This window comes from Mycobacterium sp. E2497 (assembly GCF_001668695.1).
Classification (GTDB): domain Bacteria; phylum Actinomycetota; class Actinomycetes; order Mycobacteriales; family Mycobacteriaceae; genus Mycobacterium.
The window spans coordinates 123,923-150,685 of record NZ_LZKD01000039.1 but is presented as its reverse complement, the minus strand read 5'-3'; the positions used below and the strand labels follow the sequence as shown (position 1 = coordinate 150,685).

Genomic DNA, 26,763 nt, shown 5'->3' with positions numbered 1-26,763 from the left:
TCGATGAAGGCGATGCCACAACTTGTCCTGGCGCCGGTCGCGGTGGTGGCGTTGACCGTGTCCGCGCAGCCCGGTGTCGCAATCGCCGATCCGCCGCCGACGCAGGTGATCACCACGGTGGCCGTCGGCCCCGCCGGCCAACCGATCAACGGCTACAAGGAGTCGCCTCCGGAGGGCAACGTCGTCGTCGTCGACGACTGCAGCACCGCGTCGCCGTCGGCGGTGGCCGACGACGTCTATTACTGCTCGCCCAGCGCGGCCGGCGCGGGCACCTGCTGGCCGTCGACGCCCGGATCGCTGTTGTGTGTGGACGATCCCTGGCAGCAGCGTCTGCATCGGGTCAGCTACAGCGGCCCGCTTCCGCCCGTCCGGCCGAGCGCGACGCCCGACCCGTTCGCACTGACCCTGGACGACGGAACCCACTGCCTGCTGCGCAACGGCGGCGCATGGGGCGGACGCGCCGATGGCTACGTCGGCGTTTACGGCTGCGGCGACCCGCACGCCAACCTCGCGGTGCTGTGGCTGCCCAGCCAGGGCGCCGGGAGCTGCATCGACCGCTCATCGGCGGTGTGGACGGTCAAGGTCGGTCAACTCGGCGCACCGAACGCCGCGCTGCCGCCGCCGCAGACCCGGGCGGTGGCCGGCGCCTGGCTCGCGGGGAGCAAGGCCGGCCAGTAAAACCGGCGGCGACGCTGCTATAACGCAACGTATGTCGAGCCCCGAGCACACGATCACCCACGTTTCCGATACCGCCCGATGGACCGCCCTGCACCGGGCAACCGAATCCGCCCGGCCCGATGCACTGTTCAACGACCCGCTCGCCGACCGGTTGGCCGGTGAACACGGTCGCGAAATCGTCGCCAAGGTCCCGCGGTCGACCCGCAACGGTTGGTGGCTCGTCGCGCGGACCAAACTCATCGACGACGCGATCGCGCAAGCGATCAGCGACGGCTGCGACCGAGTGCTGAACCTGGCGGCCGGTTTGGACACCCGGCCCTATCGGCTGGACCTCCCGGCCGAACTCACGTGGGTGGAGGCGGATCTGCCGAAGTTGCTCGCGGAGAAGACGCAGCTACTCGCCGACGAGGCGCCGCGGTGCCGGCTGACCCGTGTCGCTGTCGATCTGGCCGACCCCGCCGCCCTCCACGCCTTCCTCGACGAGGCCCTGCGCGGCGCCGCCAGGGCGCTGGTACTGACCGAGGGCCTGTTGATGTATCTCGAGGACGGCGACGTCGCGGCGCTGTCGGCGGCCATTACGCGGCCCGAGGTCGCCTGGTGGATGCTCGACTTCGCCGGGCCGGGCCTGAAGAAGATGATGAACAAGAAAATGGCGGGCATGTTGCAAAACGCCCCGTTCAAGTTCGCACCCGAAAACGGGTTGGCGTATTTCGAAGATTTGGGCTGGCGCACCGTCGAGGTGGAGGCGCTATATGCGGCCGCCCACCGGTTTCACCGCCTGCCGGTGTGGATGCGCCCGTTGGCCTGGCTGCCCCAGCCGGATCCGCGTCACCCGGGCGGCAGAGTGTGGAGCGCGGTGGCCCTGCTTACCCATTGAGCCGGGCATAAAGGAACCAGTTGGCCACCGGCACAACTGATTTGCGTCTGCTAGCGCTCGTGTCGCACTTGCCTACGGTTAATGCGGCAGGTCTGGCACCTTACGCCCGCACGACAATTCGGGGATCTGGCCCTTTGCGCCTGCGGCAGCGCGGCGCCGGTCTTAATATCGCCGCATGCGCATCACGGTCAAATTCGACCTGGGTTTCAAATATCCCGAACTCGAGCAGTTGTGGCGCATCGCCGACAACCTCGGTTTTGACACGGTGTGGGATTACGACCATTTTTACGGGCCGATGGAACACACCGACCCCACCTTCGAGGGATGGACCGCGCTGGCCGCTATGGCCGTGGTGACCCGACAGGCGCGCATCGGTTGCCTGGTACCCGGTGTCACGTACCGGAACCCCGCGATCCTCGCCAAGATGGCGGTCACCGTCGACCACATCTCCGGCGGGCGGCTCAACTTCGGGATCGGCGCCGGATGGCACGAGGCCGAACATCGCGGCTATGGGATCGCGTTCCCCGGCCCGGGCACCCGCGTCGCGATGGTCGACGAGGCGCTGACCGTGATCCGTCGGCTCTGGGCCGAGGAATCGGTGACCTTCAAGGGGAGGTTCTTCACCCTCCAAGACGCGCTCTGCGAACCGAAGCCCCTGCAGCGCCCGCACCCGCCGATCGTGATCGGCGGCACGGAACCGAAGATGTTGAGCGTCATCGCACGTCACGCGGACATGTGGAACATGCCGGGACACGAGGGGCCAGAACGATGGGGCGCAGTCAACGGCCGGCTCTCTGAGGCGTGTGTCGTCGTGGGACGCGACCCGGGCGAGATCGAGCGCTCCGCACAGGTGTCACTACACCCGGCGGAACCCGGTCAGGTGGACGAGCAACTCGCGCTGTTGCCCGAATTCGAGCAACTCGGCTGCGAGCACATGGTGCTGGCGTTCCGGGAGGCGCCAACGACGGCACTGCTCGAACGCTGCCGGGCCCTCGACTACCAGACCCGTATCCAGTCGACCAGCATGCTGGCGGGATAGCTTCCGGGCCCGGGGTCGCCGCCGCCGGAGCCCGCCACCGCGAGGTTGAACACCGGATAGACGGTGTAGCCCGGCGCGTTGAAGGGCCAATCGGGCAGCGCGCTCGCCGGTACGTCGAAGTACGGCTGGGCCCCGTCGGCGTAGTCCTTCCAGAATCGGATTCCGGCCTCGTCCCACTGGGTGCGCCAGGTGTGCCAGGCGCTGTCCACCGCGATGTTGTGGGTCTTCCACTCGCCGCCGTTGGCTTTCGCGTGGACCGTGGTGGCCGAGGGCCAGCTGCCGTTGCCGTACCACTCCATCACGTCGATCTCGCCCTGGTCATCATTACCCAGCCAGTAGGCCGGCCAGGCGCCGGCGGTCAGGCAGTTGAGTTTGATGCGAGCTTCCCAGGTGTGGCCGACTCCGCCGCGCCAGAGGCTCTGCACCTTGCCGCTGTAGTAGGTGGGCCCGTCCTTGGCGGCGAGCAGCACGAGGTTGGAGTTGCCGTCGAGGAAGACGTTGCGCCGGTCGTCGCGGTATTGCCCGATGTGGTCGGGCTGTTCCCAGTACGTCGGGTCTTTGATCGTCTCGCGGGCCTTCGCCACCGTCCACTTCGAGGCGTCGGGTGCCGAGCCGGCGGGACCGTCGAACTCGTCGTGAAAGACGTAGGTGCCGGTTTGGCCGCTGGGCGCCGCGGGAGCGGGCGGGCGGTCCGCGGGCGAATCCCGTCCCGAGGGTTGGGCCAGGGCTTGCGGCGCAGGCAGCGCGGCTGCCAGCACGCCGATCCCGGTCGTCAAAATCATGCGTCGGCGATCCATCTTGGGCATACGCAAGGGACCATAGCAGCCGCCGGCGTACGGAGCCGAAACACAGAAATGTGTCGGTGGTCGCCGCTACCGTTTCGGATACCCGGCGGGCCAGCACGGACGCCGGCACGGCGGTGGTTGAACGATTAGTCGAAATTCATGGCTAATTCTCAACTTCACGGGTGGTTTGGTCTCAGGATCGGCCGGGCATTCTGAGATCACAAGCCGATAACCACCGGGTGTAGCTAATGCGGGTTGTACTGAGAGGAGTTAACGATCGTGGCTAATACAACGGGAGCGACGGTTATTTTCCTTCAGTCCCATCCGTTATGGACCGCGGCGCAGCGTCACGAACGCGAACGACGTGACGCGATGCGCCGTCACCCGGCATTCCGCGCCCGGCAGCACGCCGCGATTCCCGGTGGCGAGGTCATTCCGCTCATCCGCGACTTCAAGCTGTACTCGAGCACCAACACTCCGGCCTGAATATTCGCACGTAATAGCGCAAAATTGCGCATAGCGCGCCCGTTGGCCACCCGAGTGACCAGACGGTTGATCATTTCCCTGATTCGCGAATCCGATAGCGCCGGCGCTATCAAATCGGAGCGTCGCCTATTGGCCGGGAGCGACTCTCCCGTGTCTCAGAGCTTCCCGGCGACGAAGTCGGCGGCCTGGTTGGCCATGCCCGCATCGATGTAGGCACCGGCAAGGTGCTGCGGCCAGTTCGCCTTCCAGGTGTTCGGGTCCGCCGGGTTGCAGATCGGGTCGGCGCCGTGGCACAACTCGATGGTCCGGTCGTTGTAGATCGGGCTGAAGTTGGTGATCGGCCCCACCCACTGGCTTCCGTTGCCGAACAACGCCACGGCCGCGATGTGCTGATCGGCGCCCGGCGGCAAAGGGCTGTCGAATCCGAACGCACCAATGGGCGCCGCGAGCACAACGTCGGTGACGGCCGCCCCCAGCGAGTAACCGCCCAGCACCAGCCGGGTGTTGGGGCAATTGGTGATCATGTCCTGAACATGGCGGCTCATATCGTTGGCACCCTGAGCGACCTCGGTGTCGGCCGGGTAATTGACGGCATACACGCCGATGTTCTTGTTGACCTTGGATCGCAGCGCGCTGATGAACGCGTTGCCCAGCGCTCCCGGTCCGGGCGATTCCATTCGGCCGCGGGCGAACACCACCTGCACCGGGGGGCAGCTGGCCGCGGCGGCGCTCGGGATGCCGGACGACGGCACCGCGGCGGGCAATACCAGCCCGCCCACGGCCAGGACAAGCACGAGGACAACAGCAACACAGCTACGAACGGGCGAGGGGCGGCGCACAGCATGATGGTAAAGCGGTCCCGCCCGGGCCGCTGGGCTTACGTTTTGTGAACACTCCTGATCGCCACCACGACCACCGCGCCGGCGCTGTCGCCGGAAACGATAGGTTCATCTGATGAGTCACGTCGATGCGAGCGCACCCGAGCGCTTGTTTGCGTTGGCCGAGCAGGTGCGGGGTTTCCTGCCCGCCGACGAGGGCCGCGCGCTCTACGACGCCGCCCTGCGATATCTCGGCAACGGCGTCGGCGTCGAGATCGGCACGTACTGCGGCAAATCCACCCTGTTGCTGGGTGCGGCGGCCCAGCAGACGGGCGGCGTGCTGTACACGATCGACCACCACCACGGCTCCGAAGAGCACCAGCCCGGTTGGGAGTACCACGACGCCTCACTCGTCGACGAGGTCACGGGGCTGTTCGACACGCTGCCGACATTCCGCCGCACGCTCGATGCCGCGGGGCTTGCCGACCACGTCGTCGCCGTCGTGGGCAAGTCGCCGGTCGTGGCCGCCGGCTGGCGGTCGCCGCTGCAGTTCTTGTTCATCGACGGCGGCCACAGCGAGGCCGCCGCCAACCAGGATTTCGATGGTTGGGCGACGTGGGTGGCCGTCGGCGGTGGACTGGCCATCCACGACGTGTTCCCCGACCCAAAGGATGGCGGCCGGCCACCGTATTACATCTACTGTCGCGCAATCGATTCCGGACAGTTCCGCGAGGTTTCGGCCACGGGCTCGCTCCGGGTGCTCGAACGCGTCAGCGGGCAGCCGGGCGAAGCGATCTAGAGTCGACCGTCACCGACCCGGGCCGGCGGCGACGCATTCGCAGTCGAAGTCCGTCTGCAAGCCCACCGGCAGTCCGTGGCCGCGGAAGATCCCGGCGCCCGCCGTGGTGTCCGACAGCGCGTCCGCGGCCAGGATCATCGCCGCTCCCGTCCACGTGGTGCGCTCCTCGGGCCACCGCTTCCCGTCCGCGAAAACCAGCCCCGTCCAGTAGGAGCCGTCTTGTTCGCGCAGATGCTGCATCGCGCCGAACTGCCGGTGCGCCGCCGACCGCTGGCCGATGGCATCGAGCGCCATGACCAATTCGCATGTCTCGGCGCCGGTAACCCAGGGTCTGTCGACCACGCACCGAATGCCGAGGCCGCCGACCACGAAGTCGTCCCACCGCTGCTTGATCCGCGCGGCCGCCTCCGGCCCCCGCAAGGCGCTACCGAGGATGGGGTAGTACCAGTCCATCGAGTAGCGGTCTTTTTCGGTGAACACCTCCGGGTGAGCGGCGATCGCGTGCCCGAGGCGGCCCAGGGCCAGTTCCCACTCCGGCTGCGGCTCGCCGACCAGGGCGGCGAGCGCCAGGGCGCACCGGATGCTGTGGAAAACGCTCGCGCAGCCGGTCAACAACGCTTCCTGCAGGGGACCGGCTTCGCTTCGGGCCCAACAGATCTCGCCATAACCGACCTGCAGATCGATGACGAAGTCAATGGCCTTCTGCACGACCGGCCACATCTGAGTGGCAAAGCGCTGGTCGCCCGTGACCAGCACGTGGTGCCAGACACCGGTAGCGATGTAGGCGCAGAAGTTGCTGTCGCTGTTGGCGTCCTCGACCACCCCCGCGCGCAGCTGGATGGGCCAGGAGCCGTCGGCGCGCTGCGTGCGGCGGCTCCATTCGAACGCGGCGCGCGCCGGTTCCAGCAACCCGGCGGCGGTGAGCGCCATCGCACACTCGACGTGATCCCACGGATCGGTGTGACCGCCCTCAGACCAGGGGATGGCTCCCGAGGGTTCTTGGAGGGCTGCGATCGACGCCGCGGTTTGACGGCACTGCTCGGGACTGAGGACGCCCGGGACCGATGGGGGATTAGACCGATGCAACTGCACATCCCACGGTCGCTGGGCTTTCGGCCGCCGGCTGTTTGACGAAGTACATCGCCACGCTCTTGCCGACCAGGGGATTGAGTAGCGATTCCGCCAGCTGCGTGATCTTCGGCCGCTGCATCAGGTCCCACACCAGGAGTTTGTGGTACGCGGACACGACGCGGTGGTCGGTGTTCGACACGCCCACAGCGCATTTCAGCCACCAGAAGGGGGAGTGCAGCGCGTGGGCGTGGTGGGCGTGCGTCAATTGCATTCCACCGTCGACGATTTTGTCGCGTAGTTCGCTGGCCCGGTAGATGCGGACGTGGCCGCCCTCATTGCTGTGGTATTCGTCGGACAGCAGCCAACACACCCGCTCCGGCAGCCAGCGCGGCACGCTGACCGCCAGGGTGCCGCCGACTTTGAGCACCCTGATCAGTTCGGCGATGGCGGCGTCGTCGCGCGGAATGTGCTCGAGGATCTCCGATGCGATCACGCAGTCGAACGTCTCGTCGGCGTACGGCAATTTCAGCGCATCACCGAGCACCGCCTTCGCCGACGCCCCGGCGGGCGCCTCGCCGGCTTCCGCCATCGCGCGCAGAATGGTGTCGACCGAACGCAATTCGTCCGCGTCGCGGTCGAACGCGACCACGTCCGCGCCGCGCCGATACGCCTCGAAGGCGTGCCGGCCGGCCCCGCACCCGACGTCGATGACCTTGGTCGCGGGCCCGACCCGCAGCCGGTCGAAATCGACGGTCAGCATGGCGCTTCGCCTTCAGCCGCGGCCGTGTTGCGTGCGATCGCCCGCTCGTACACCCGGACGGTTTGAGCGGCCACCGCCTCCCAGCTGAACACGTCGACCGCACGGGTTCGTCCCGCCTTGCCCAGACTCCGCCGCTTCTCCGGCGAGTCCAGCAGGTCACCGAGCGTGCGGGTGAGCGCGTCGACGTCGGCCGGTGGCACCAGTTCGGCGCACGCGCCGTCGGCGCCGAGGACTTCGGGCAGGGCGCCCACCCGGCTGGCCACGATCGGCGTGCCGCTGGCCATGGCCTCCACCGCGGGCAGCGAAAACCCTTCGTAGAGCGAGGGAATGCAGGCGACCTCGGCCGACGCGAACAGCGCGGCAAGCTCGGCGTCGGAAAGCCCACTGGTGATGTGGACGATGTCGGAGATGCCGAGCTCGGCGATGAGTTTATGGGTCGGGCCGTTGGGTTCGACCTTCGCAACCAGCCGCAGCTCGAGATCCCTGATCGTGCGTAGCCGCGCGACCGCCTGCAGCAGGGTGCGCACACCCTTGAGCGGGGTATCCGCGCTGGCGATGGCGATGACCCGCCCGGGATGCCGGGGCTGCGACCCCGGCTTGAACAGCTCGGTGTTCACACCCAGCGGCACCACGTGCAGCTGCTCCGGCGAGACCCCGAAGTCGCTGACGATGTCCGCCGCCGACGACGACGAAACGGTCAGCAGGTCCGGGATCTGGCGCGCCACCTGCTGCTGCATCCCCAGGAACCCATACCATCGCTGCACCAACGGTTTTCGCCACCAACGCGCCGCGGCCAGATCGAGCACCCGGTCACGGGTGATGGGATGGTGCACCGTCGCCACCACCGGCAGTCCCGTGCCGGCGATCCTGAGCAGCCCGGTGCCCAGGCTCTGGTTGTCGTGCACGACATCGAAATCGGCCGCCCGGCCAGCCAGTAACCGCGCGGCGCGCATGGTGAATGTCCGCGGTTCGGGGAACCCCGCGGTCCACGTGGTGAGCAGTTCCAACAGGTCGATCGAGTCGCGAATCTCGCTGGGCCGTGGCACGCGGAACGGGTCGGGTTCGCGGTAGAGATCCAGGCTCGGCACTTTGGTCAGCCGCACCCGCGGGTCGAGCAGGTCCGGATACGGCTGACCGGAGAACACCTCGACGTCATGACCGAGTTCCACCAGACCGTGGCTGAGATGGCGCACGTAGACGCCCTGTCCGCCGCAATGGGTTTTACTACGGTAGGACAGCAGGGCAATTCGCATACTCAACTCTTCTTTGCTGGTGAATGACCGCGGAACAACGCCGAACCCATCGCGGTCAACGGACTCCCGAGCTCCGTGACAGCAAACTGGACATGTGTCCAGACTATAGTTCGATTACCTAATCGAGCGCAACGAGCTCGCACGTCACCGGCTGCCGCGTAATCGCTCTGACGGAAATCCGGCACGCAAAAGATCATGCCACCCGGCCCCGAAGGGGATTGACCCGTTCGCCCCGCCTCCCGCGCACACAGCCCGATGCGCACTACCGAGCCATGGACTGTGCGAACGCTTCAGGGGAGCCGCGCCGCCCGCTTCACGGCGTCCTAGCCCCGTTTTCGAGCCGTTTGTTAGCATCACGCCCGTGCAGGATTCGGCCGCACCGGGCGAATGCGGCGCGCGACGATCGGTATCGCGGCGCGACGTATTCAAGTTCGCCGCCGCACCGGTGCTGCTCGGTCTGAGCGCGGCGGCCGCGCCCCTCAACGACCGGAAGGCCTTCGCCGCCGACATGCGGCTGATCGATTTCGCCGAGCGCAGGATTTCGCCGGACGAGATCAAGTCGGCGGGCTATGACGGCGTGGTGAACTACGTGTCGGAGTCGCGGCCGGGAGCCAACTTCGAGGCAAAACCGCTCACCCGCGGGTACGCCGACGCGCTGCGCGGGGCAGGCCTGCACATCGTCAGCAACTTTCAGTACGGCAAACCCGGCTGGCCGGACCCGTCGGATTACACCCGCGGCTTCGACGGCGGTGTGGCGGATGCCCAGACGGCCCAACGGTTGCACGGCGCGGCCGGGGGCCCGGGGTCTGCCCCGATCTTCTTCAGCGTCGACGACGACATCGACGAGAACACCTGGAACAGCGTTGCCGTCCAATGGTTTCGGGGGATCAACTCCGCATTGGGCGTAGGCCGCACCGGCATCTACGGGCATGCCAACGCGTGCGGCTGGGCGATCCGGGACGGCGTCATCGGAAACTCAACGACCGCGGGGCGCCGCTGGTTGTGGCAGACGAAATCGTGGTCGCACGGCTCGCGGGAACCCGCGGCGGTGCTGTATCAGGCCGTGGTGAACAGCCCGTCGAACCCGAGTCCGCTCCTCGGCGGCATCAACGTCGACATCGACGACGTGCTCGCGCCGGACTTCGGCCAGTGGGATCTCGCGCGCTGAGCGAGCCGCTGACGACGCACGACGCCCCGCGAGCCGAAAACCCGCGGGGCGTCGCGTCGTATCCGTGCGTTACTTGAGGTCGAACCGGTCGGCGTTCATGACCTTGACCCAGGCGGCGACGAAGTCCTCGACGAACTTGCCCTCGTTGTCGTCCTGGGCATAGACCTCGGAAAGGGCACGCAACACCGAGTTCGACCCGAACACCAGGTCGTTCGCGGTGGCCGTCCACTTCAGCTGGCCCGACTTGCGGTCGACCACCTCGTAGACGTTCTCCGCCGACTCCGACGTCTTCCACGCGTTGTCCATGTCGACCAGGTTGACGAAGAAGTCGTTCGTCAGGACGCCGGGCCGGTCGGTGAACACGCCGTGCTTGCTCCCGCCGTGGTTGGCATTGAGCGCGCGCAGGCCACCGACGAGCACGGTCATCTCCGGACCGGTCACCCCCAGCAGGTAGGCCCGCTCGTGCAGCAACTGCTCCAGCGGCGCCTTCTCGCCGGCGCGGATGTAGTTGCGGAACCCGTCGGCCCGCGGTTCGAGCACCGCGAACGACTCCACGTCGGTGTTCTCCTGCGAGGCGTCGGCGCGCCCGGGCGCGAAGTGCACCGAGATCTCGTAGCCGGCGTCCTTGGCCGCCTTCTCGACCGCCGCGGATCCGGCCAGCACGATCAGGTCGGCCAGCGAGATCTTCTTGCCGCCCGACGCCGACGCGTTGAAGTCCTGCTGGATCTTCTCGAGCACGGGCAGGACCTTGTCCAGCTCGGAGGGCTCGTTGACCTCCCAGCTGCGCTGCGGCTCGAGGCGCAGCCGCGCCCCGTTGGCGCCGCCCCGCTTGTCGGTGCGCCGGAAGCTGGACGCCGCGGACCAGGCCGTCTTGACCAGCTGCGGAACCGACAGGCCCGAGTCGAGCACCTTTTGCTTCAGCGCCGCGACGTCCTTGTCGTCGACCAGCTCGTGGTCGACCGGCGGGACCGGGTCCTGCCACAGCTGCGGCTCGGCAACCCACGGCCCGAGGTAGCGGCTGACCGGTCCCATGTCGCGGTGCAGCAGCTTGTACCAGGCCTTGGCGAACGCATCGGCGAGCTCCTCGGGGTGGTCCAGCCAGCGCCGGGTGATGTCGCGATAGATCGGGGACTCGCGCATCGAGATGTCGGTGACCAGCATCGTCGGCGCGCGGCCCGGGCCGCCGAACGGATCGGGGATGGTGCCCGCGCCCGCGCCGTCCTTGGCGACGAACTGCCAGGCATCGCCGGGGCTCTTGGTGAGCTCCCATTCGTAGCCGTAGAGGGTCTCCAGGAAGGTGTTGTCCCACTTGGTCGGGGTGGGCGTCCAGACGACCTCCAGGCCGCTGGTGATGGCGTCCTTGCCGACGCCGGTGCCATACGAGCTCTTCCAGCCCAGCCCCTGCTGTTCGATCGGGGCGGCCTCGGGCTCGGGGCCGACCAGATCGCCGCTGCCGGCGCCGTGGGTCTTGCCGAAGCTGTGCCCACCGACGATCAATGCGGCGGTCTCCTCGTCGTTCATCGCCATCCGGCCGAACGTTTCGCGGATGTCGATCGCGGCGGCGACGGGGTCCGGCTTACCCTCGGGGCCCTCGGGATTCACATAGATCAGGCCCATCGTGGTGGCCCCGTAAGGCTGGGCGAGGTCCCGCTTGCCCGAGTAGCGCTTGTCGGTGCCCAACCAGGTGTCCTCTTCGCCCCAGAGAACCTCCTCGGGCTCCCAGACGTCCTCACGGCCGAAGCCGAAGCCGAAGGTCTTGAATCCCATCGACTCCAGGGCGCAGTTGCCGGCGAAGATGATCAGGTCGGCCCAGGAGATCTTGTTGCCGTACTTCTTCTTGACCGGCCACAGCAACCGGCGGGCCTTGTCCAGGCTCACGTTGTCCGGCCAGCTGTTCAGCGGGGCGAACCGCTGCATGCCCTGGCCGCCGCCGCCGCGCCCGTCGTGAATGCGGTAGGTGCCCGCGGCGTGCCAGCTCATCCGGATGAACAGGCCTCCGTAGTGCCCGTAGTCTGCGGGCCACCAGTCCTGGGAATTGGTCATCACCGAGATCACGTCCGCCTTGAGCGCCTCGACGTCGAGCTTGGCGAACTCCGCGGCGTAGTCGAAGTCGTCGCCGAGCGGGTTGGCCTGCGCGGAGTGCGGGTGCAGCGTCGACACGTCGATCTGGTCGGGCCACCAATCCCGGTTCGTCAGCGGCGCATTCGATTTCGGCTTGGGGGAGGGGATTGCGGGGTTTTCGCTCTCGCTGGTGCTGGCCGTCTTGCTGTCCTCGTGGGGCGGCCGGCCTTGGGAGATATCGCTGGACACAGCATTCCTTTCTTAGGGGTGATTGGGCTGCGAGCTAGGAACCTGCGGTCGAACAGTCGGGGCACACGCCCCAATAGATGACCTCGGCCTCGTCGAGGACGAAGCCGTCGAGAATTTCGTTCTCGTCTGACGGGGTGAGGCAAGGGGCAGCACCCACCGCGCAGTCGATGTCGGCGATCACGCCACAGGATCGGCACACGACATGGTGGTGGTTGTCGCCGACCCGCGACTCGTAACGGGCGACCGATCCGGAGGGCTGGATCCGGCGGACCAAACCCACCGTGCTCAGCGCGTTGAGGACGTCGTATACGGCCTGGCGGGAGACCTCGGGCAGGCCGACGCGCACCGCCGAGAAGATGGTCTCGGTGTCGGCGTGGGGGTGGGCGTCCACCGCCTCCAATACCGCGACCCGGGGGCGGGTCACTCGCAGATCGGCCATCCGCAGTCGTTCCGCGTAATCGGCCGTCGATGACACCGCACCAATATGACGCACTTATCTGGAACGAGTCAAGAGTTTACTGTGAAGTGGAGCACAACTATGGATGACGAATGGGCTCCGTCACGCCACACTCATGTCGGCTTCAGGGCGCTGCCTTTGCGCCAGTCGTCCCAGCTGATCGTCCAGTCGCCGTTCTGCGCCAGCGTCAACGGCGGGCCGCCGCTGTTGCGAACCTCGACCACATCGCCGGGCACCGAGAAGTCGTAGAACCACTTCGCGTTGTCGGCGTTGAGGTTCAGGCATCCGTGCGACGTGTCCTGATGCCCCTGAGCCCACACCGTGGCGTCGAGCTCATGCAGGTAAATGCCGTCGGTGCTGATCCGGGTGGCGTAGTTGATGGTTTCGCGGTAACCCAGGCGCGAGTTCTTGGGCAGGCCGAATGTCGAGGAGTCCATGACGACGGGGTTGCCCTTGTCGAGGACGGTGTAGACACCCGGCGGCGTCCACAGCGAGATGCTCTTTCCGCCGACGTTTTCGGTGCCGCCCATACCCATCGAGGTGGGCATGGTCCGCATCAACGCGCCGTTGTTGAAGACGCTGACTTGTTTGGTGGCATCGTCGGCGATGGACACGTGCGCGTCGCCGATCCGGAACGACACCTTGGTATCGTCTTGCCCGAATAGGCCGTTGCCCAGGGCGATTCCGTAGATCTTGGCCTCGGCCGTGACGGCCGTTCCCGGCGCGTAGTAGTGCTCGGCCCGCCAGTGCGCGGTTTGGCCGTCGACCCAGAACCACGAGCCCTGCACCTTGGGGTCGGTGGTCACGGCCAGCTGCCGTTCGGCGGCGGCCCGGTCGGCGATCTGCTCGTCGAAGTGGGCGACGACCACCGTCCCGACGCCGTACGTCCCGCCGTCTTTGAGCGCGGCCTCCGACGTGGTGGTGAACGAAACCTTCGTCTGGTTGGACGGTTTGAGCGTCGAAAAGGACGAAACCTGGTTCGACGCAAGGCCATTGGGGCCTCGGCTGTTGACCGTCAACGTGTAGGTGCGGCCATAGCCCAGCGGGACCGTGGGCTTCCACACGGTGTTGTCGGGCGTCATCACACCCTGCACCTGCTTGCCGCTCTCGTTGACCATGCTGACGTCGGTGAGCGTCCCCGACTCGGCCTTGACCATCACGGGTGCGAGTGGATCGACGTTGCGCGCATCCGGGCCGGGTGTGATGGTGACTTGTGCCGGTCCTGCGGTTTTCGGCGACGCGTTGCGATGACCGCAAGCCGCAATCACGACGACGCCCGCCACGGCCACGATCACCAGCGCGGCGATCAGCAACCGGCGCGGCCTGCGATCCCAGAGGATCCGGCGGGCGGGCCGATCACTGTTCGTGGGCATCATTGAGCTGTTGGATCCTTGCGTTCTGCTGGTTGCCGGGTTGAAGGCAGCGCCCAGCGGGAAGATGTTGCCCATCAGGTGCCACGGTCGTGCGATTTTTAAACCGGCGCGTGCGGGCGCGGGGATCATGGGGGTCATGGCCGACGACGAACTCGACCGTCTTTATTGGGCGCCGCCGAAGGATTTCGTCGCGGAGCGCACCAAATTGACGGCCGCGGCCAAGCGGCGCGGGGACGAGGCCGCCGCGAAGCGGATCGCCGCGGCCAACAAACCGACCACCGCGGCGTGGGTCGTCAACCGACTCGCACTGCGGCACACCGACTCCGCACAGCGCTTGGGGGGCCTGGGGGACCGGCTGCGCGCCGCGCACGCCGCGATGGACGGCCAACGTATCCGCGACTTGTCCGCCGAGCAACATCGGCTGATCGACGAACTCACGCGGGCAGCACTGCAAGCGGCCGACGTCAGCAACCCGTCCTCCGCCGTGCGCGACGACATCACCAGCACGCTGCAAGCCGCCATCGCCGAACGCGAGGTGAGGGAGCGGCTCGGCCGGCTGGCCCGCCCCGAGCGGTGGTCGGGTTTCGGTGATTTCGGCGCGGCGGCGCCGGTGGCGGCGACCGCGCGGACAGGAAAGGCGAAGGAGCCGGCGACCCCTCCGCGGCCCGCGAAGCGGCCCGCGCGCGACGCGGCCAGGGAGCGGCGGCTGGAAGAACTGACCGCAGCGGTGACCGCCGCCGAGCACCGGAAGGCCGATGCCGACGCCAGGCTGTCGGAGCGTCGGGCCGAACGGGACGCGTCCCGGCAGCGACGTGAACAGGCCGTCGCGGCTCTGCGCACGGCCGAACGCGACCTCGAGCGCGCCGAACAAGGCTACGAGCGGGCCAAGGAAGCCAGTCGTGCCGCGGGGGAATCGGTGAAAGCGGCGAGAGCACGGTTGAAGCGGGCGTGACGAGGGCGGCCGGCCCGCGGCGGGGTTTCCCTTGTTCCCGCGGGGGTATTAGCCCACCCGTGACGTCTTTATGGTTGGACAACCGAGCCGAACAGCCTTGGGCCGCAAGCGAGCTTGACAAGGGCCGCCGTTCCGCGGATGTCATCGTCGTCGGCGCCGGCATCACCGGGCTGATGACGGCGGTATTACTGGCCCGCGCGGGCAAGGATGTGCTGGTGCTCGAGGCGCGCACGGTGGGGGCCTGTGCGACGGGAAACACCACCGCAAAGATCAGCCTGCTGCAGGGCACCCACCTGTCGAAGATCCTGCCCAGGCATGGCACGGAACTGGCGCGTGCGTACGTGGAGGGCAACCGCGAGGGCCAGGACTGGGTGGTCGACTACTGCCAATCGCATGACATCGCGGTGCAGCGTGAGGACGCCTACACCTATGCCCAGTCGGCCAAGGGGGTGCCGTCCGCCCGCCTGGAGCTGACGGCGTGCCAGGCGGTTGGGCTGCCCGCGGTCTGGGACGACGACGCGGGGGTCCCGTTCCCGTATCACGGCGGGGTGCGCCTGCCCGACCAGGCGCAATTCGATCCCATGCCGTTCCTGGACGCGCTGGCCGGCGAGCTGCTCGGCCGCGGTGGCCGGCTGGTCGAGCACACGCGGGTCCGGCGGGTGTCAAGCCGCGGGGACCGGGTTCGGGTGCACGTCAACGACGCGGTCCGCCGCGACGCGGAACTCGAAGCCGGCCAGCTGGTTCTCGCGACCGGTATCCCGATCCTGGATCGCGGCGGATATTTCGCGCGCGTGAAGCCGAGCCGGTCCTATTGCTTGGCGTTCAAGGTGCCGGGCAACATCACCCGGCCGATGATGATCTCCACCGATTCGCCGACGCGCTCGGTGCGGTATGCGCCCGTCGCGGACGGGGAGCGGCTGATCGTCGGCGGGGCCGGCCACACCGTAGGCCGCAAGAAGAGCCCCTCGAAAGCCCTCGAGGAACTGGCGTCGTGGGCCCGCCAGCACTACCCGAGCGCCGAACAGACACATTTCTGGTCGGCGCAGGACTACACCCCCATCGACCAGCTGCCCTACGTCGGACCCATCCTGCCGAATAGCCAAACCATCTTCGTGGCAACGGGGTTCAACAAGTGGGGCATGACCAACGGGGCCGCCGCGGCGTTGGCCCTGTCGAGCCGCATCCTGGGCGGACGGATGGACTGGGCCAAAGCCTTCGCCAGCTGGAGCCCGCACGAGCTGACCGGGCTGCCCACCGCCATGCAGTTCAATGCCGAGGTGGGACTCGATCTGGCCAAGGGCTGGATCACCCCCCTGCTGCGCACCGGCCGGCGGAGCCCCGGCCCCGACGAGGGCGGCGTGGTGAGCGGGCCGCCGTGGCATCTGGAGGCGCATTGCCGTGTCGATGGCACGGAGCATGTCGTTTCCCCGGTGTGCCCGCACCTCGGCGGGATCGTGAACTGGAACGACGCCGACAAGGCGTGGGAGTGCCCCCTGCACGGGTCGCGGTTCGCACCGGACGGCACCCTGCTGGAGGGGCCGGCGACCCGCGACCTCACCGCCGCGAGCTGAGCGGCATCACACCTGACGCCACGACGGCTGGGTGGGGTCCATCAGCTGCATGTCGACGGGTCCCGTGCCGAAAACGGCGATCACTGCGGGGTCGGGTCGGTCGGCCGGAACGCCATCGTAGTGCGGAGTGCGGGCAACCCGCTTGACGTAACCGCCCGGCCCGACCGGGACAGCGTCCTTGGGTTCAAAACCGTTGCCGCTGTTGACAAACCACGTGCCGGACACCACGACCTGAATCCGGTCGGTCGCATAGGTGTGTGGCGCGCTGAACCAACCCGGATTCCACCTCATCATGACCAGATAGGGTCCCGGCCGGTCGAAGTCGCCGTACAACACGGCCATTTCCCCGCTGCGCGGGGGCAGATTGCCCCAGGGCCGGAAACCAATGTCCTGGTAGGGGAGGACGAACGTCTCGGCGGGGTCGGGGCCGGTCTTCGGCGGCGGCGACAACTGGATGTCTCCCACACCGTCCGCCTTGTCACCGGCCGCCAGCGCCGCCAATAACAGGGGCGTTGCCAGCAGCAACGATCGCCGGTTCGGTTCCATATCACTCATGGGTGCAACGATATTCGACTTTGTTCAGGTCGACTTCTCGTAGACCAGCCAGCGCAACTCGATCGGCGAGCGCTCGCGGTCGACGTCGAACACATCGAGCCCGTTGGCCCATCCCTCGAACCAGCCCGTGGGCGGCCAGCCGCCCTCGGGCAGGTGGGCCTTCTCGTATTCGTAGGCGGAATCGTCGGCAACCAATTCGAAATCAAGACCGTCCGCCGCACCCGCCATCTGGTCGCGGGTGTAGATCATGGTGTTGCACTGCTGGCCGAGTTCCATCGCGACGTTGTCCGGAACATATCCCTCGCGCGGCAAGAAGGCGTTGAACACCAGACGCCCGCCAGGCGCCAGACAAGCGGCGGCGAGTTCGAACATGCCCCGCAACTCATGGGTCGTCCGGAAGTCGGGCACCACCTCGGAGAGCACCATCAGCTGGTATTCCTCGTGGACGCTTTCCATCGCGGTGAAAACATCGCTCTGAATCACCCGCACTGCCAGCGCTTGGCGCTCCGCCTCCGATTGCATGACATCGGCAAGCTTCGACGCCATCTCGACCGCGTCCACCGGGTGGCCGCGACGGGCGAGGGCCAAAGCGTTGCGCCCGGTTCCCGCACCCACGTCCAGCACGCGGTAGGTCGTCGGATCGGGTGCCTCGGCGGCCAGCGCCAGCACGCGCGCGTCGGGCTCGGTGCCGAAGAGCGGCGGCGGACGGACGGCCACCCACTCGTCGTAATCGGCGTCGAGGCTGCGCCATTCGGCTTTGACCCGAAAATTCACGCTCGTCCCGAAGGGGGCGTTGAACGAGATGACAATGTCGGACCGGGGCGAAGCCTTGAAACCCTTCGCCAGCTCCGCCTCGAGGGTGGCCCTGAGCTGAGACGACTGTTCGGGCGTGTACCAGACGCCCAGGGTGGCACAGACGTTGCCGCACAACTGGACATATTCGTCGATCAACGCGGGCACTGCGGGCACCCGGATGTGCCCCTCGGCCATCGATCGGCGATACAACCGCCTGACTATCGCTTCGTGAAGCATCGACGGATCGAAGGGGTCAGAAGGCTGATCCTGCACCAGAACCTTCTACACGACCCGGCCGCTTAGCACCACTGAGAGTCGCGCCGATCAGCCCGAGCGGGCGACGCCTTCGAGGAGGTCGGCGGCCATCGCGACACTTTCGGCGGGCTTGGTCATCGCGGTAGCGAGCTCGCGTGCCCGCGTGGCATAGTCCGCGGCGAACAGGGACCGCAGATCCGCGATGAGGGAATCGTAGGTTGATTCCGAAAAAGGTCTGGCCATGCCCACTTTTAACTGGCTGACCGCGGAGGCCCAGATCGGCTGATCGAGCCAAAGCCAGAGCACCAACATCGGGACCCCGGCCCGCATGCCCGCGGCGGTGGTACCCGCGCCCCCGTGATGCACGATCGCGCGGCATGTGGGGAAAACGGCGCCGTGGTTGACCGCGTCCACAATTTTGGTGTGGGCCGCCCGCGTGACGTGGCTGAAATCGTTTGGGCCGCTGCAAATCAGCGCTCGTTCGCCCAACTGTTCGCACGCCCCGCTGATCACTGCGACCGTTTCCGCGGGCGATGTCACCGGCGTACTACCGAAGCCGAAGTAAATGGGTGGCGTCCCGTCGGCGATCCACGACAACACCTCGTCGTCGACCTCGGCGGGCATGTCCAGCGTCAGCGACCCCACGAACGGCCGCCGCTGCCCGGATGTTGCCCACTCGCTGGCCAACTCGGGCACGCAAATCTCATAGTAGGTCTGGATCTCCAGTACGTCCCGAGTCAATGATCCGGCAGCTTCGGGTAACCCCAGCGCCTCGCGCTGCAGGCCTTCGGCCACATTCGTCACCTGCTCCTGGTACCCCCCGAGTTCCAGTGCCAGTGCGGGGAAAAAATGCAGCGCGGCGAACGGCATTCCGTAAAACTCTGCGACGTTGGCCGCCAACCGCTGCTCGTTCATGCCAGCCACCAGTAAGTCGGCACCCTCTGCTAACGAAGCCAGCGCCGAGTTCTTGTCCGCCCACACCTGGTTGACGCGCTCCATGAGTTGGGGCAGAGCGCTGATCGGATCCTGAACACGGTGCACGAAATCTGTCGTTTCGGTGATCTGCTGTCCTGTGTCGGGCCCGTAAGCGACGGCGTCGAGACCGGCCGCCTCGACGAAGCCGAGCATGTCGGGCGGGACCGCCATGCGCACCTCATGCCCGCGGCGGAGCAACTCGCGACCGACGGCGGCGCAGGGCTCGACGTCGCCCCGGCTGCCATAGCCTGCCAGCACAATTCTCATCAACGACCTCACTCGCGGTGGTGGTATCGATCCAAGCAGACCGTCCGCATCGGGATTGCGCGGCGGGAACTCGCTGACGCCGTGCACGCGTCCCGCGCCAATGACAGGCACGCGTGCAATAACGGCGGTAACTTATCGGTGACCGTCGGCGCCCACAGCGCGCTATTCCAGGTCAGAGGGGCATGTCGAAGCGATTGAGACGTCCGCCGCGCGGTCAGGGGGTGACAGACGGTCGTCGGCCGTTGCCAGACCTGTAGTACTTAGAAGGATCACGATTTGTTTGCTGTCCGTTGGGCTATCCCACAACGGCCCGTTGCAGGCCGTTAACGCTGTGGCCGCCCACTGAACCGTCCGGAGGAGACCGACTACATGGATTTCGCAGCGCTGCCTCCGGAGATCAACTCGGCCCGGATGTACACCGGGCCTGGGTCGGCACCGACGCTGGCCGCCGCGATGGCCTGGGACGAGCTGGCCGTCGCACTGCATTCCGCGGCGGACGCCTATCAGGCCGAGATCACGGCCCTGACCGGTGGGCCCTGGCTGGGTCCCTCGGCGGCGGCGATGGCGGCCGCGGCCGCCCCCTACGTGGCCTGGGCGAGGACCGCCGCGGCGCAGGCGGAGCAAACGGCCAATCAGGCCAGAGCCGCTGCCTACGCCTACGAGGCGGCCTTCGCGGAGACGGTGCCGCCCCCGGTCGTCGCGGCCAATCGCAGCCTGCTGATGTCGTTGATCGCGACCAACGTCTTCGGGCAGAACACCCCGGCGATCGCGACCACCGAGGCGCAGTACTCGGAGATGTGGGCGCAAGATGCCGCAGCCATGTACGGCTACGCGGCGTCATCGGCGGTGGCAACGCGATTGACGCCGTTCGCCTCGCCACAGCAGAGCACCGCGCAGGGCGGGCCGGTGCGGCAAGCGGCCGCCCTCACCCAGGCCACCGGCACCTCGGCCGGGAAGGTGCAGAGCGCCCTCTCCTCGACGCAGCAAGCCTTCGCCGCGACGCCCAATGCGCTCACCAGCCTCGCCAGCCCCCTCGATTTCGGCTTCGGCGGGCGAGACCTGTTGGGACTGCTGGCCGACTTGAGTGCGGTGTTCGCCGATCCAGAACTCGGGTCCGCGGGACTCGCCTCTTCCTTAGTGGCCCTTCCCTACGACGTTGCCGGAGCCCTGACCGGTTTCCACACGGACGACATCGTCAGCGGCTGGGCGGGCGTCCAGTCCTGGCCCGGGTGGGCGCCCATTCCGCCCACGCCCTTCCCGGTGATCACCAACCTGGCGGGGGGATCGGTGGCGACGGCGAGCCTCGGCGAGGCGCACATGGTCGGCGGATTGTCGGTACCGCCGGCCTGGGCGGCCGCCGCGCCGGCGATCCGCCCGTCCGCCCTCGCCCTGCCCGCCACCAGCGTCGGCGCGGCCGCCCAGGCGTCGTCCAGCGGCTCCGGAAGCCTGTTCGGTGAAATGGCCGCGGCGAGCATGGCCGGGCGCGCGATGGCGGGCACGGGCACCGCTGCCGTTACGGGACGTGCCGAACGGTTCAGGACCGCCACGCAAAAGGGAACGCCGGACGCCAGCACCGCGTCCCAGGCCCCCGCCGGTGGCCCGATCACCAGCATCGCCGCCGAACTCCGCGAGCTGGCATCCCTGCGCGACGCCGGGATCATCACCGAAGACGAGTTCATCGAGCAAAAGCAGCGCCTGCTTCCGCACTGAGGCCGTCCGCGGCGAGACATTCGCGTGGCGACAAAACGCGTCCAATATCGACAGATGTCATCAGCAATTGTTTCGTGTGATTTTTGTATGTCGGTGCGTTCTTTCGAGAGGCGGTGTCACCGATACGCATTAACTGCTACCGTGTGAAAGCTTTCAAGCTTTATTGATCGAACCTCGACGAGCATTCATGTCCACCTCCCGGATCACGCCCGCGGTCGGCACCGCGGTGCTCTTGGCGTGCGTGGCTCTGACAGGTGTGGCGCCGCTGTCTTCGTGTCGTCCGTCGCCACCGGCACCGCAAGCCATCGCGTCGACGACGACTGCCGGCAGCGCTCCCAGCAATCAGCCACCGTCGCAGGCGGCCGGCGGGGCGCCGCCGGGCGGAAACGGTATCTACGGTGACCCCGGCGCGGCTGCCGAGTTCTGGCAACCCCAGTCGCTCGAGGACAATTGCGGGCTGATGGCCGTCGCCGACGTGGTCGGTGAGATCACCGGTCACGCGCCGACGGAACAGCAGATGATCGCACTGGGGGAGTCGACGCCTTCGCAGACCAACCCCGGACCCGTCTACGCACCGCGCAGCGACCCGAGCCACACCAACGGCAACGGCGGCATCGAAATGGCCGACGCGGTGGTGCTACTCGACCACTACGGCATCAAGTCCGAAATGACCTATTCGGACCATCCGGATCAAACCGGATTACCCGCGCTGGAGCGGTACCTCGCCCATGACCGGAAGGTCATCGCCTGGGTCAACTCCGCGGTCATCTGGAACACCAGCGACCAGCGGACCAAGGCCGACCACTTCGTGGTGGTGACCGGGATCGACACCAACAACCAGATCATCCACCTCAACGACCCCGGGGCCGAGCACCCCGACGAACAGGTCGCGATACCGGTCTTCACGACGGCGTGGCAAACCGGTCAGGAGTCGATCATCGTCACCGCGCCCGCCGGCTGAACACCCCGCCGTCCGTGACCGGAAGTCGCCGAACTCGTCGATCGATGCTCACGCTGCACCCACCAGAAACACGTAACACCGGCCCGGTTTCATGGGTGAGCAATTTGCCCAATTTTAATATTCGCCGGCAGCGCCGACTCATATACTGGCCGCAACTCGACTCCGACAAGAAAAGAAGGGCACGAAATGCTTCCTCCGCGTTGGCTGGCTAAATTGACAATTCCCGTTATGGTTGGCGCTGCCCTCACCGCAAGCCCCGCGATCGCATCGGCCGACGCCACCGACGACGCGTACTTGGCGAAACTGCACAACCTCGGCTTCTCGTGGCCCTCGTCGAGTGACTCCGACATGATCGCTCTGGGGCATGCGGTCTGCTCCGACCGGATGGCCGGCAAAACACCGGACGCCATCGCCGCGGACCTGCACTCCGGCATGAGCTCCAAGGGCTTCACGTTCGCCGACATGACCGGTTGGGTCAGCGCGGCGGAATCCACCTACTGCCCGGGCTGATCTTCCTCACCACCGGCCTGAGCCCTTCCCGCATACTCTGAGCGGGACAGTTCGTGTGGGCTCGCCGAGTGAGGGTGGCAGTGCAGAATTCGACGGCCTTTCGGGGCGCCGCCGCGGCCGGCCTGCGGGTGGAAGGGCTGCTCCGGTACCCGGTGAAGTCGATGCTCGGCGAAACCGTACCTAGCATCTTCGTCGACGAGCACGGCGCGGAGGGCGACCGGCGACTCGCGCTGTTGGACACCGCAACCGGTCACGTGGCGAGCGCCAAGAACGCCAGGCTATGGCGGGGCCTGCTGAAGTGCACCGCCAACCGAGAGGCTGGGCGGGTGACGATCGGTCTGCCCGACGGAACCAGCATGGCGGTGGACGATCCGGGCATCGACGAATTGCTCTCGGGGCTGTTGGGAAGACCGGTCCGACTGATCACTCAGCGCCCGGAACGCGCCACGCTGGTGCGCCCGGACCCGGAGAAGTTACTGGAGCTGGGCTTGGACGCCGAGGTCGGCGGCCGCATCCTTCAGATCGCCCAGGCCACCCCGGGTGACGCATTCACCGACGAGGCCCCACTGCACGCGATCACCACGGCCACGCTGGAACACATCGGCGTCGAAGCGCTGCGGTACCGGCCCAACATCGTGATCGGGACGCCACCGGGTTACCCGCCGTACGCCGAAAACGACTGGGTCGGAACGGAAATCGTCGTCGGTGATGCACGCCTGCGCGTGCTGACGGCCACGTCACGATGCGTGGTGCCGACGCTTGAACACGGCCCACTGCCGCGCGCTCCGCAGGCGCTGCGCACGCCGGCGGCCGAGAACCGTTGGGACACCGGCGGTCATGGCCCTCAGCCGTGTGCGGGCGCCTATCTGGCGGTGGCGGCGGAAGGCGTGATCCGCGTCGGTGACCGCGTCACCGTCGGCGGATAAGCGGGGGCGCGGCCGTGGACGCGATTATCTAGGTTTCCGCGTGCGGGGTGGGGCTTTGCGCAGACTCCCACTTCGACGCCAGCGACCTTCTCACCGTGGTGCCGGCGGCCAGGTCGAGCTGGAAGGTCTCCCCGTCGTCGTCCTGCAACGTCACGACGTAGCGTTCGCCGGTGGCGTCTTTGAACACCACTTTGTAGGGCCGTTCACCAGAGCCGCGGTCGACGGCGATGATGTCGCCAGGGCTGACGTCGTCGATTGGGGCGTTACCCGAGACTTCGGACATAACGTCGACGGTAGCCGATCCGTCGATTTCAGGATTTTCGCCCGGCGTGATGCCGGCGACGGCACCGGTGACCGGCCCGCGGCCCCGGTAGAGTGCATGACTTTCGTTGTCGTGCTTGATGACTCGTCAGTAGCGGACGATCCGAGGCGTTCCGGTGTGCGCGTGACCCAGGTCACACGGGTGTTTGATCTGCGGCATCGGTGGAACCACTGAGCGTGACACCAACGAACGAACTCAGTGCTTGGCTAACGCCGCGAGGAGACTGCCGATGAGCGAACAGAACAAAGCCGAGGAAGCCCGTAGGGGCCTGGTCGATTCGGTGAAGGGCAAAGCGAAAGAGGTCTTCGGGGCGGTCACCGGCAACGAATCGCTGACCGCCGAGGGTCAACTCGAGCAAACGCAGGCGCACGAGCGGAAGGAAGCCAACGCGATGGAGGCCGTCGCGGAGGCCCAGGCCAAGCAGGCGCAGGACGACGCTGCCGAAGCCCGGGTGGAAGGCGCCCAACAGCGCGTCGCGGCGAACGCGCAGGCCGTTGCCACCGAGGAGTCGATCGAGGCTCGGCAGGCGGCCCAGAAGCACGCGGCCGAGCAGGCCGCGCGGCAGCGGGCGACCGCCGAGAAGACACAGGCCGAGCTGGACGCACAGCACGAAATGCAACGGGCGAAGGCCGACGAGCGAGCCGAGATTCGTGACGCCTCCGAGGAAATCGTCGACGCCGTCGCCGAGCACCAGACATCGGTGCAGGTGGCCCGCAACGACGAGTCGGAGGCCGACCGTCTTCGCCGCGAAGCTCAGAACGTGACCAACGAAGCCGACCTGCCCTGACGGCGGGCCATACCCAGGAGAAGTTGATGAAGATTTCCGAACTCCCGTTCGCCGTTCTGCGGTTTCACTACCAACTCGCCCGTGTCCCGTTGCAGCTCATCGAGGACCAAGTCGTCACCCGCATCCCCAACGAGGCACCGGCGCGCCTGCTCTTCGAGCGCTCACTCGGCATGCTGGACACCACCGTCGGTAATGCGCTCGATGACCCGCGACTCGTCGAGCGGGGTACGGCGCTGATCGAGCGCAGCGACGCGCTGGGCCGCGCCGCGCAGCTGGATGCCAAGGCCGCGACCCGCCGGGAACGGGCCGACGCAAAGCTGAAGGACGCCCGCGATCAGGCGATCGAGGAGCGGGAGGAAGCGCAGGCGGCCACGCAGCAAGAGGTCAAAGAGGCGCGCAACTCCGCCGAGCAACGCAAACGGGAGGCGGCGCAGTCGGCTCAGCAGCGGAGCGCCGCGGCCAAACGCCGGGCCGACGAGGCGGCGGACCGGCAGAAGCAGACGGTCGAATCGGCCAAACGCCAGGTCGAGACCAGGACTCAGGCCGCCGAGAAGGCCGCATCCAAGGCCGCCGCAGCGAAGATCGATGAGGCCGAGGACAAGCTGGGCGACGCCGCCGACAAGCGGTCCGAGGCCGACCGGGTCGCGCACCTGGCCGCCGCCGAGCGGCAACAGCGGCAAGAGGAGCGGGCGAACGACTGACGCGTCAGACGCGCGGCGCCGGCCCCTGGTTGATCTTGTTGGCCGCGAACGTAGCGGCCTGAGCGGTCATCCCTGCGTCGATGTAGGACACGTGCGCCATGATGTTGCCGCCTCCCGAGCAGATCGGGTCGTCGGGGGCGCACAGGCTGATGGTTTTGGATCCATACGCGGGGTTGATGGTCGGCAGCGGCTGGCCGCCCCACAGCATGGTCGAGAACCCACTGGTCGGCTCGCCGAAGAGGGCGACGGCGGCGACGTGATCGGCGACCGAGGCCGGCATCGCGTTGGTGGCAAGATCGATCACCGTCGAGCCTTGCGAGTATCCGCCGAGCACGATCCTCGAGTTCGGGCAGCTGGCCACGGTGTCCTGGATATGAGTGCTCGCGTCGTTGGAGCCGGCGTTCGCGCTGTTGTGGTAGTCGTCATTGGCCGGGTAGTTCACCGCGTAGACATCGACGGACTTGCCGCCGAGCTGCGACGTCAGCGAGTCCACGAATGCCTGGCCGATGTTGCCCAGACCGGGCTCCTGGTGGGTGCCGCGGGCGAACACCACCGAGACGTCGGTGCACGGATCGGCAACGGCGACGGGAGCGGCTGAAGATCCCCACAGGGGTGCGCTCAGCCCCGCCCACATCGCCACGACCGGGACGCCAACAATGCGAGCAACTCTCCGTGCAGTCATGCCGAAATCCTGTCACATCACCGGGCGCGCCGGCCCCGGCGGTAGGCGCTCCCATCAGCATGTGAGCGCATCCGGCCGAGTCACGTTGCGGCGCAACGTAATCGCTCAGCCACAGCTAGTGGCCGCGCCACTGGGGCTTGCGCTTCTCGGCCCAGGCCCGAAGTCCCTCGGCTACGTCCTCGGTCGCCCCTGCCACCTTGCGCATGGTTTCGCCGAAGCGGACGGATTCGACCCAGCCCATGTCCGCCGTGCGCCACGCCACCTCCTTGGTCGCACGCTGGGCCAGGGGGGCGGCCTCGGTGAGGGTGCGGGCCCACGCTTTGGCCTCGGCCTGCAGCTGATCCGCTTCGACGAGCCGCCAGACCAGGCCGATCTCCTTGGCGCGCTCCGCGCTCATCGGCTTGCCGGTCAACAGCAGCTCCATTGCGTTGGCCCAGCCGACCCGCTGGGGCAACCGAATGGCCCCGACGATGGTCGGCACGCCGATCGACACCTCGGGAAAGCAGAAGCTGGCCTCCGTGCTGGCGATGACGAAGTCGCAGAACAACACCCCCGTCAATCCATAGCCGATGCAAGGCCCGTGCACGGCGGCGATGGTCGGCTTGAACAGCTCCATCCCGCTTTCGAAGGAGTTGACCGTCGGCTTCTCCCAGAACGTTCCGCCGAAGGTGCCGACCGAGCCCTCGCCGTCCTTGAGGTCACCACCCGCGCAGTAGACACTGCCGTTCGCGGTCAGGATCGCGACCCAGGCGTCCAGGTCGTCGCGGAACCGCTCCCAGGCCGCGTTGAGGTCTTGGCGGAGCGACCCATTGATGGCGTTGCGAGCCTCGGGACGGTTGAGGGTGATGGTGGCGATGTGGTCGTCCAGCTGATAGGTGACGAGGCTCATGGGCTAACCCTAGGGCGCCGAGTGTGGGCCC

27 protein-coding genes are annotated in these 26,763 nt (G+C 67.3%); 13 read left to right on the top strand and 14 right to left on the bottom strand.

Annotation, left to right across the window (positions count from 1 at the left end; all coding sequences use genetic code 11):
* Positions 1 to 12 precede the first annotated feature (12 nt).
* The 3 genes from A5713_RS03690 (at position 13) to A5713_RS03680 (ending at position 2,594) form a co-directional block, all read left to right on the top strand.
* Positions 13 to 678 carry a hypothetical protein gene (locus A5713_RS03690; protein ID WP_068092725.1) on the top strand — a complete coding sequence of 222 codons (666 nt, stop codon included), beginning with the start codon at positions 13 to 15 and terminating at the stop codon, positions 676 to 678.
* 31 nt (positions 679 to 709) lie between these two features.
* Positions 710 to 1,555 (top strand): SAM-dependent methyltransferase, encoded by an 846-nt coding sequence (locus tag A5713_RS03685; protein WP_068092589.1) that lies wholly within the window; start codon positions 710 to 712, stop codon positions 1,553 to 1,555.
* 175 nt (positions 1,556 to 1,730) lie between these two features.
* Positions 1,731 to 2,594, top strand: a complete 864-nt coding sequence (locus tag A5713_RS03680) for a TIGR03560 family F420-dependent LLM class oxidoreductase (RefSeq protein WP_067926667.1) — start codon at positions 1,731 to 1,733, stop codon at positions 2,592 to 2,594.
* Here A5713_RS03680 and A5713_RS03675 read toward each other — a convergent pair.
* Positions 2,552 to 3,400: a family 16 glycosylhydrolase gene (locus A5713_RS03675; protein WP_067926670.1), complete on the bottom strand. Its 849-nt coding sequence runs from the start codon at positions 3,398 to 3,400 to the stop codon at positions 2,552 to 2,554. The two genes, A5713_RS03680 and A5713_RS03675, sit on opposite strands and share 43 nt — an antisense overlap.
* Before the next feature lie 620 nt (positions 3,401 to 4,020).
* Positions 4,021 to 4,659 (bottom strand): cutinase family protein, encoded by a 639-nt coding sequence (locus A5713_RS03670; RefSeq protein WP_197516285.1) that lies wholly within the window; start codon positions 4,657 to 4,659, stop codon positions 4,021 to 4,023.
* Positions 4,660 to 4,819: 160 nt separating this feature from the next.
* Between A5713_RS03670 and A5713_RS03665 the strand changes: the two genes are divergently transcribed.
* Positions 4,820 to 5,482 carry a class I SAM-dependent methyltransferase gene (locus tag A5713_RS03665; RefSeq protein WP_068092583.1) on the top strand — a complete coding sequence of 221 codons (663 nt, stop codon included), beginning with the start codon at positions 4,820 to 4,822 and terminating at the stop codon, positions 5,480 to 5,482.
* A gap of 9 nt (positions 5,483 to 5,491) precedes the next feature.
* On the opposite strand, the gene A5713_RS03660 is transcribed toward A5713_RS03665, so the two are convergent.
* Genes A5713_RS03660 through A5713_RS03650 form a run of 3 tightly spaced genes read right to left on the bottom strand, consistent with a single transcriptional unit; the run spans position 5,492 to position 8,566 of the window.
* On the bottom strand, positions 5,492 to 6,568 hold the full coding sequence (locus tag A5713_RS03660) for a prenyltransferase (RefSeq protein WP_068092719.1): 1,077 nt from the start codon (positions 6,566 to 6,568) through the stop codon (positions 5,492 to 5,494).
* Positions 6,555 to 7,313 carry a class I SAM-dependent methyltransferase gene (locus A5713_RS03655; protein WP_068092581.1) on the bottom strand — a complete coding sequence of 253 codons (759 nt, stop codon included), beginning with the start codon at positions 7,311 to 7,313 and terminating at the stop codon, positions 6,555 to 6,557. Before A5713_RS03655 ends, A5713_RS03660 begins: the two co-directional genes overlap by 14 nt.
* Entirely contained in the window at positions 7,307 to 8,566 is a 1,260-nt protein-coding gene (locus A5713_RS03650) for a glycosyltransferase family 4 protein (protein WP_068092575.1), read from the bottom strand. Before A5713_RS03650 ends, A5713_RS03655 begins: the two co-directional genes overlap by 7 nt.
* A gap of 361 nt (positions 8,567 to 8,927) precedes the next feature.
* Between A5713_RS03650 and A5713_RS03645 the strand changes: the two genes are divergently transcribed.
* Complete coding sequence (locus tag A5713_RS03645) at positions 8,928 to 9,734, top strand: DUF1906 domain-containing protein (protein WP_068092573.1); 807 nt, start codon at positions 8,928 to 8,930, stop codon at positions 9,732 to 9,734.
* 69 nt (positions 9,735 to 9,803) lie between these two features.
* On the opposite strand, the gene katG is transcribed toward A5713_RS03645, so the two are convergent.
* The 3 genes from katG to A5713_RS03630 form a co-directional block, all read right to left on the bottom strand.
* Positions 9,804 to 12,044, bottom strand: a complete 2,241-nt coding sequence (gene katG / locus A5713_RS03640) for a catalase/peroxidase HPI (protein WP_068092570.1) — start codon at positions 12,042 to 12,044, stop codon at positions 9,804 to 9,806.
* A gap of 34 nt (positions 12,045 to 12,078) precedes the next feature.
* Complete coding sequence (locus A5713_RS03635) at positions 12,079 to 12,519, bottom strand: Fur family transcriptional regulator (protein ID WP_082972763.1); 441 nt, start codon at positions 12,517 to 12,519, stop codon at positions 12,079 to 12,081.
* A gap of 95 nt (positions 12,520 to 12,614) precedes the next feature.
* Positions 12,615 to 13,877: an Ig-like domain-containing protein gene (locus A5713_RS03630; RefSeq protein ID WP_068092718.1), complete on the bottom strand. Its 1,263-nt coding sequence runs from the start codon at positions 13,875 to 13,877 to the stop codon at positions 12,615 to 12,617.
* A gap of 133 nt (positions 13,878 to 14,010) precedes the next feature.
* Here A5713_RS03630 and A5713_RS03625 point away from each other — a divergent pair, with 133 nt between their 5' ends.
* On the top strand, positions 14,011 to 14,826 hold the full coding sequence (locus A5713_RS03625; RefSeq protein ID WP_068092715.1) for a hypothetical protein: 816 nt from the start codon (positions 14,011 to 14,013) through the stop codon (positions 14,824 to 14,826).
* A 59-nt stretch (positions 14,827 to 14,885) separates the two neighbouring features.
* Positions 14,886 to 16,397, top strand: a complete 1,512-nt coding sequence (locus A5713_RS03620) for an FAD-dependent oxidoreductase (protein ID WP_068092568.1) — start codon at positions 14,886 to 14,888, stop codon at positions 16,395 to 16,397.
* 6 nt (positions 16,398 to 16,403) lie between these two features.
* On the opposite strand, the gene A5713_RS03615 is transcribed toward A5713_RS03620, so the two are convergent.
* The 3 genes from A5713_RS03615 to A5713_RS03605 are packed head-to-tail and all read right to left on the bottom strand — an operon-like array spanning position 16,404 to position 19,244.
* On the bottom strand, positions 16,404 to 16,952 hold the full coding sequence (locus A5713_RS03615) for a tat pathway signal sequence (RefSeq protein ID WP_068092566.1): 549 nt from the start codon (positions 16,950 to 16,952) through the stop codon (positions 16,404 to 16,406).
* A 24-nt stretch (positions 16,953 to 16,976) separates the two neighbouring features.
* Complete coding sequence (locus A5713_RS03610) at positions 16,977 to 18,020, bottom strand: bifunctional 2-polyprenyl-6-hydroxyphenol methylase/3-demethylubiquinol 3-O-methyltransferase UbiG (protein WP_068092562.1); 1,044 nt, start codon at positions 18,018 to 18,020, stop codon at positions 16,977 to 16,979.
* Between the two features lie 51 nt (positions 18,021 to 18,071).
* On the bottom strand, positions 18,072 to 19,244 hold the full coding sequence (locus A5713_RS03605) for a glycosyltransferase (RefSeq protein ID WP_067919680.1): 1,173 nt from the start codon (positions 19,242 to 19,244) through the stop codon (positions 18,072 to 18,074).
* Positions 19,245 to 19,613: 369 nt separating this feature from the next.
* Between A5713_RS03605 and A5713_RS03600 the strand changes: the two genes are divergently transcribed.
* The 4 genes from A5713_RS03600 to A5713_RS03585 all read left to right on the top strand — a co-directional run bounded on the left by A5713_RS03600 (position 19,614) and on the right by A5713_RS03585 (position 23,351).
* Positions 19,614 to 20,954, top strand: a complete 1,341-nt coding sequence (locus A5713_RS03600) for a PPE domain-containing protein (RefSeq protein ID WP_067919682.1) — start codon at positions 19,614 to 19,616, stop codon at positions 20,952 to 20,954.
* A 187-nt stretch (positions 20,955 to 21,141) separates the two neighbouring features.
* Positions 21,142 to 21,915 carry a C39 family peptidase gene (locus tag A5713_RS03595; protein WP_067919684.1) on the top strand — a complete coding sequence of 258 codons (774 nt, stop codon included), beginning with the start codon at positions 21,142 to 21,144 and terminating at the stop codon, positions 21,913 to 21,915.
* Positions 21,916 to 22,143: 228 nt separating this feature from the next.
* Positions 22,144 to 22,425, top strand: coding sequence for a DUF732 domain-containing protein (locus tag A5713_RS03590; protein WP_102417426.1), 282 nt, complete (start codon positions 22,144 to 22,146; stop codon positions 22,423 to 22,425).
* An 80-nt stretch (positions 22,426 to 22,505) separates the two neighbouring features.
* Positions 22,506 to 23,351, top strand: a complete 846-nt coding sequence (locus A5713_RS03585; protein WP_068092560.1) for an MOSC domain-containing protein — start codon at positions 22,506 to 22,508, stop codon at positions 23,349 to 23,351.
* A gap of 28 nt (positions 23,352 to 23,379) precedes the next feature.
* Here the strand turns inward: A5713_RS03585 and A5713_RS03580 are convergent, their stop codons facing one another.
* A complete protein-coding gene (locus tag A5713_RS03580) occupies positions 23,380 to 23,634 on the bottom strand; it encodes a hypothetical protein (RefSeq protein ID WP_067919695.1) in 255 nt (84 codons plus the stop codon).
* 268 nt (positions 23,635 to 23,902) lie between these two features.
* On the opposite strand from A5713_RS03580, the gene A5713_RS03575 reads away from it, so the two are divergent.
* Complete coding sequence (locus tag A5713_RS03575; protein ID WP_068092557.1) at positions 23,903 to 24,460, top strand: general stress protein CsbD; 558 nt, start codon at positions 23,903 to 23,905, stop codon at positions 24,458 to 24,460.
* Between the two features lie 26 nt (positions 24,461 to 24,486).
* Positions 24,487 to 25,161 (top strand): IF2 family translation initiation factor, encoded by a 675-nt coding sequence (locus A5713_RS03570; RefSeq protein WP_068092555.1) that lies wholly within the window; start codon positions 24,487 to 24,489, stop codon positions 25,159 to 25,161.
* A 4-nt stretch (positions 25,162 to 25,165) separates the two neighbouring features.
* Here the strand turns inward: A5713_RS03570 and A5713_RS03565 are convergent, their stop codons facing one another.
* Together A5713_RS03565 and A5713_RS03560 are read right to left on the bottom strand one after the other, a co-directional pair.
* Complete coding sequence (locus A5713_RS03565; RefSeq protein ID WP_067919709.1) at positions 25,166 to 25,843, bottom strand: cutinase family protein; 678 nt, start codon at positions 25,841 to 25,843, stop codon at positions 25,166 to 25,168.
* Between the two features lie 115 nt (positions 25,844 to 25,958).
* Positions 25,959 to 26,732, bottom strand: a complete 774-nt coding sequence (locus tag A5713_RS03560) for an enoyl-CoA hydratase/isomerase family protein (protein WP_067919711.1) — start codon at positions 26,730 to 26,732, stop codon at positions 25,959 to 25,961.
* Between the last annotated feature and the right edge of the window lie 31 nt (positions 26,733 to 26,763).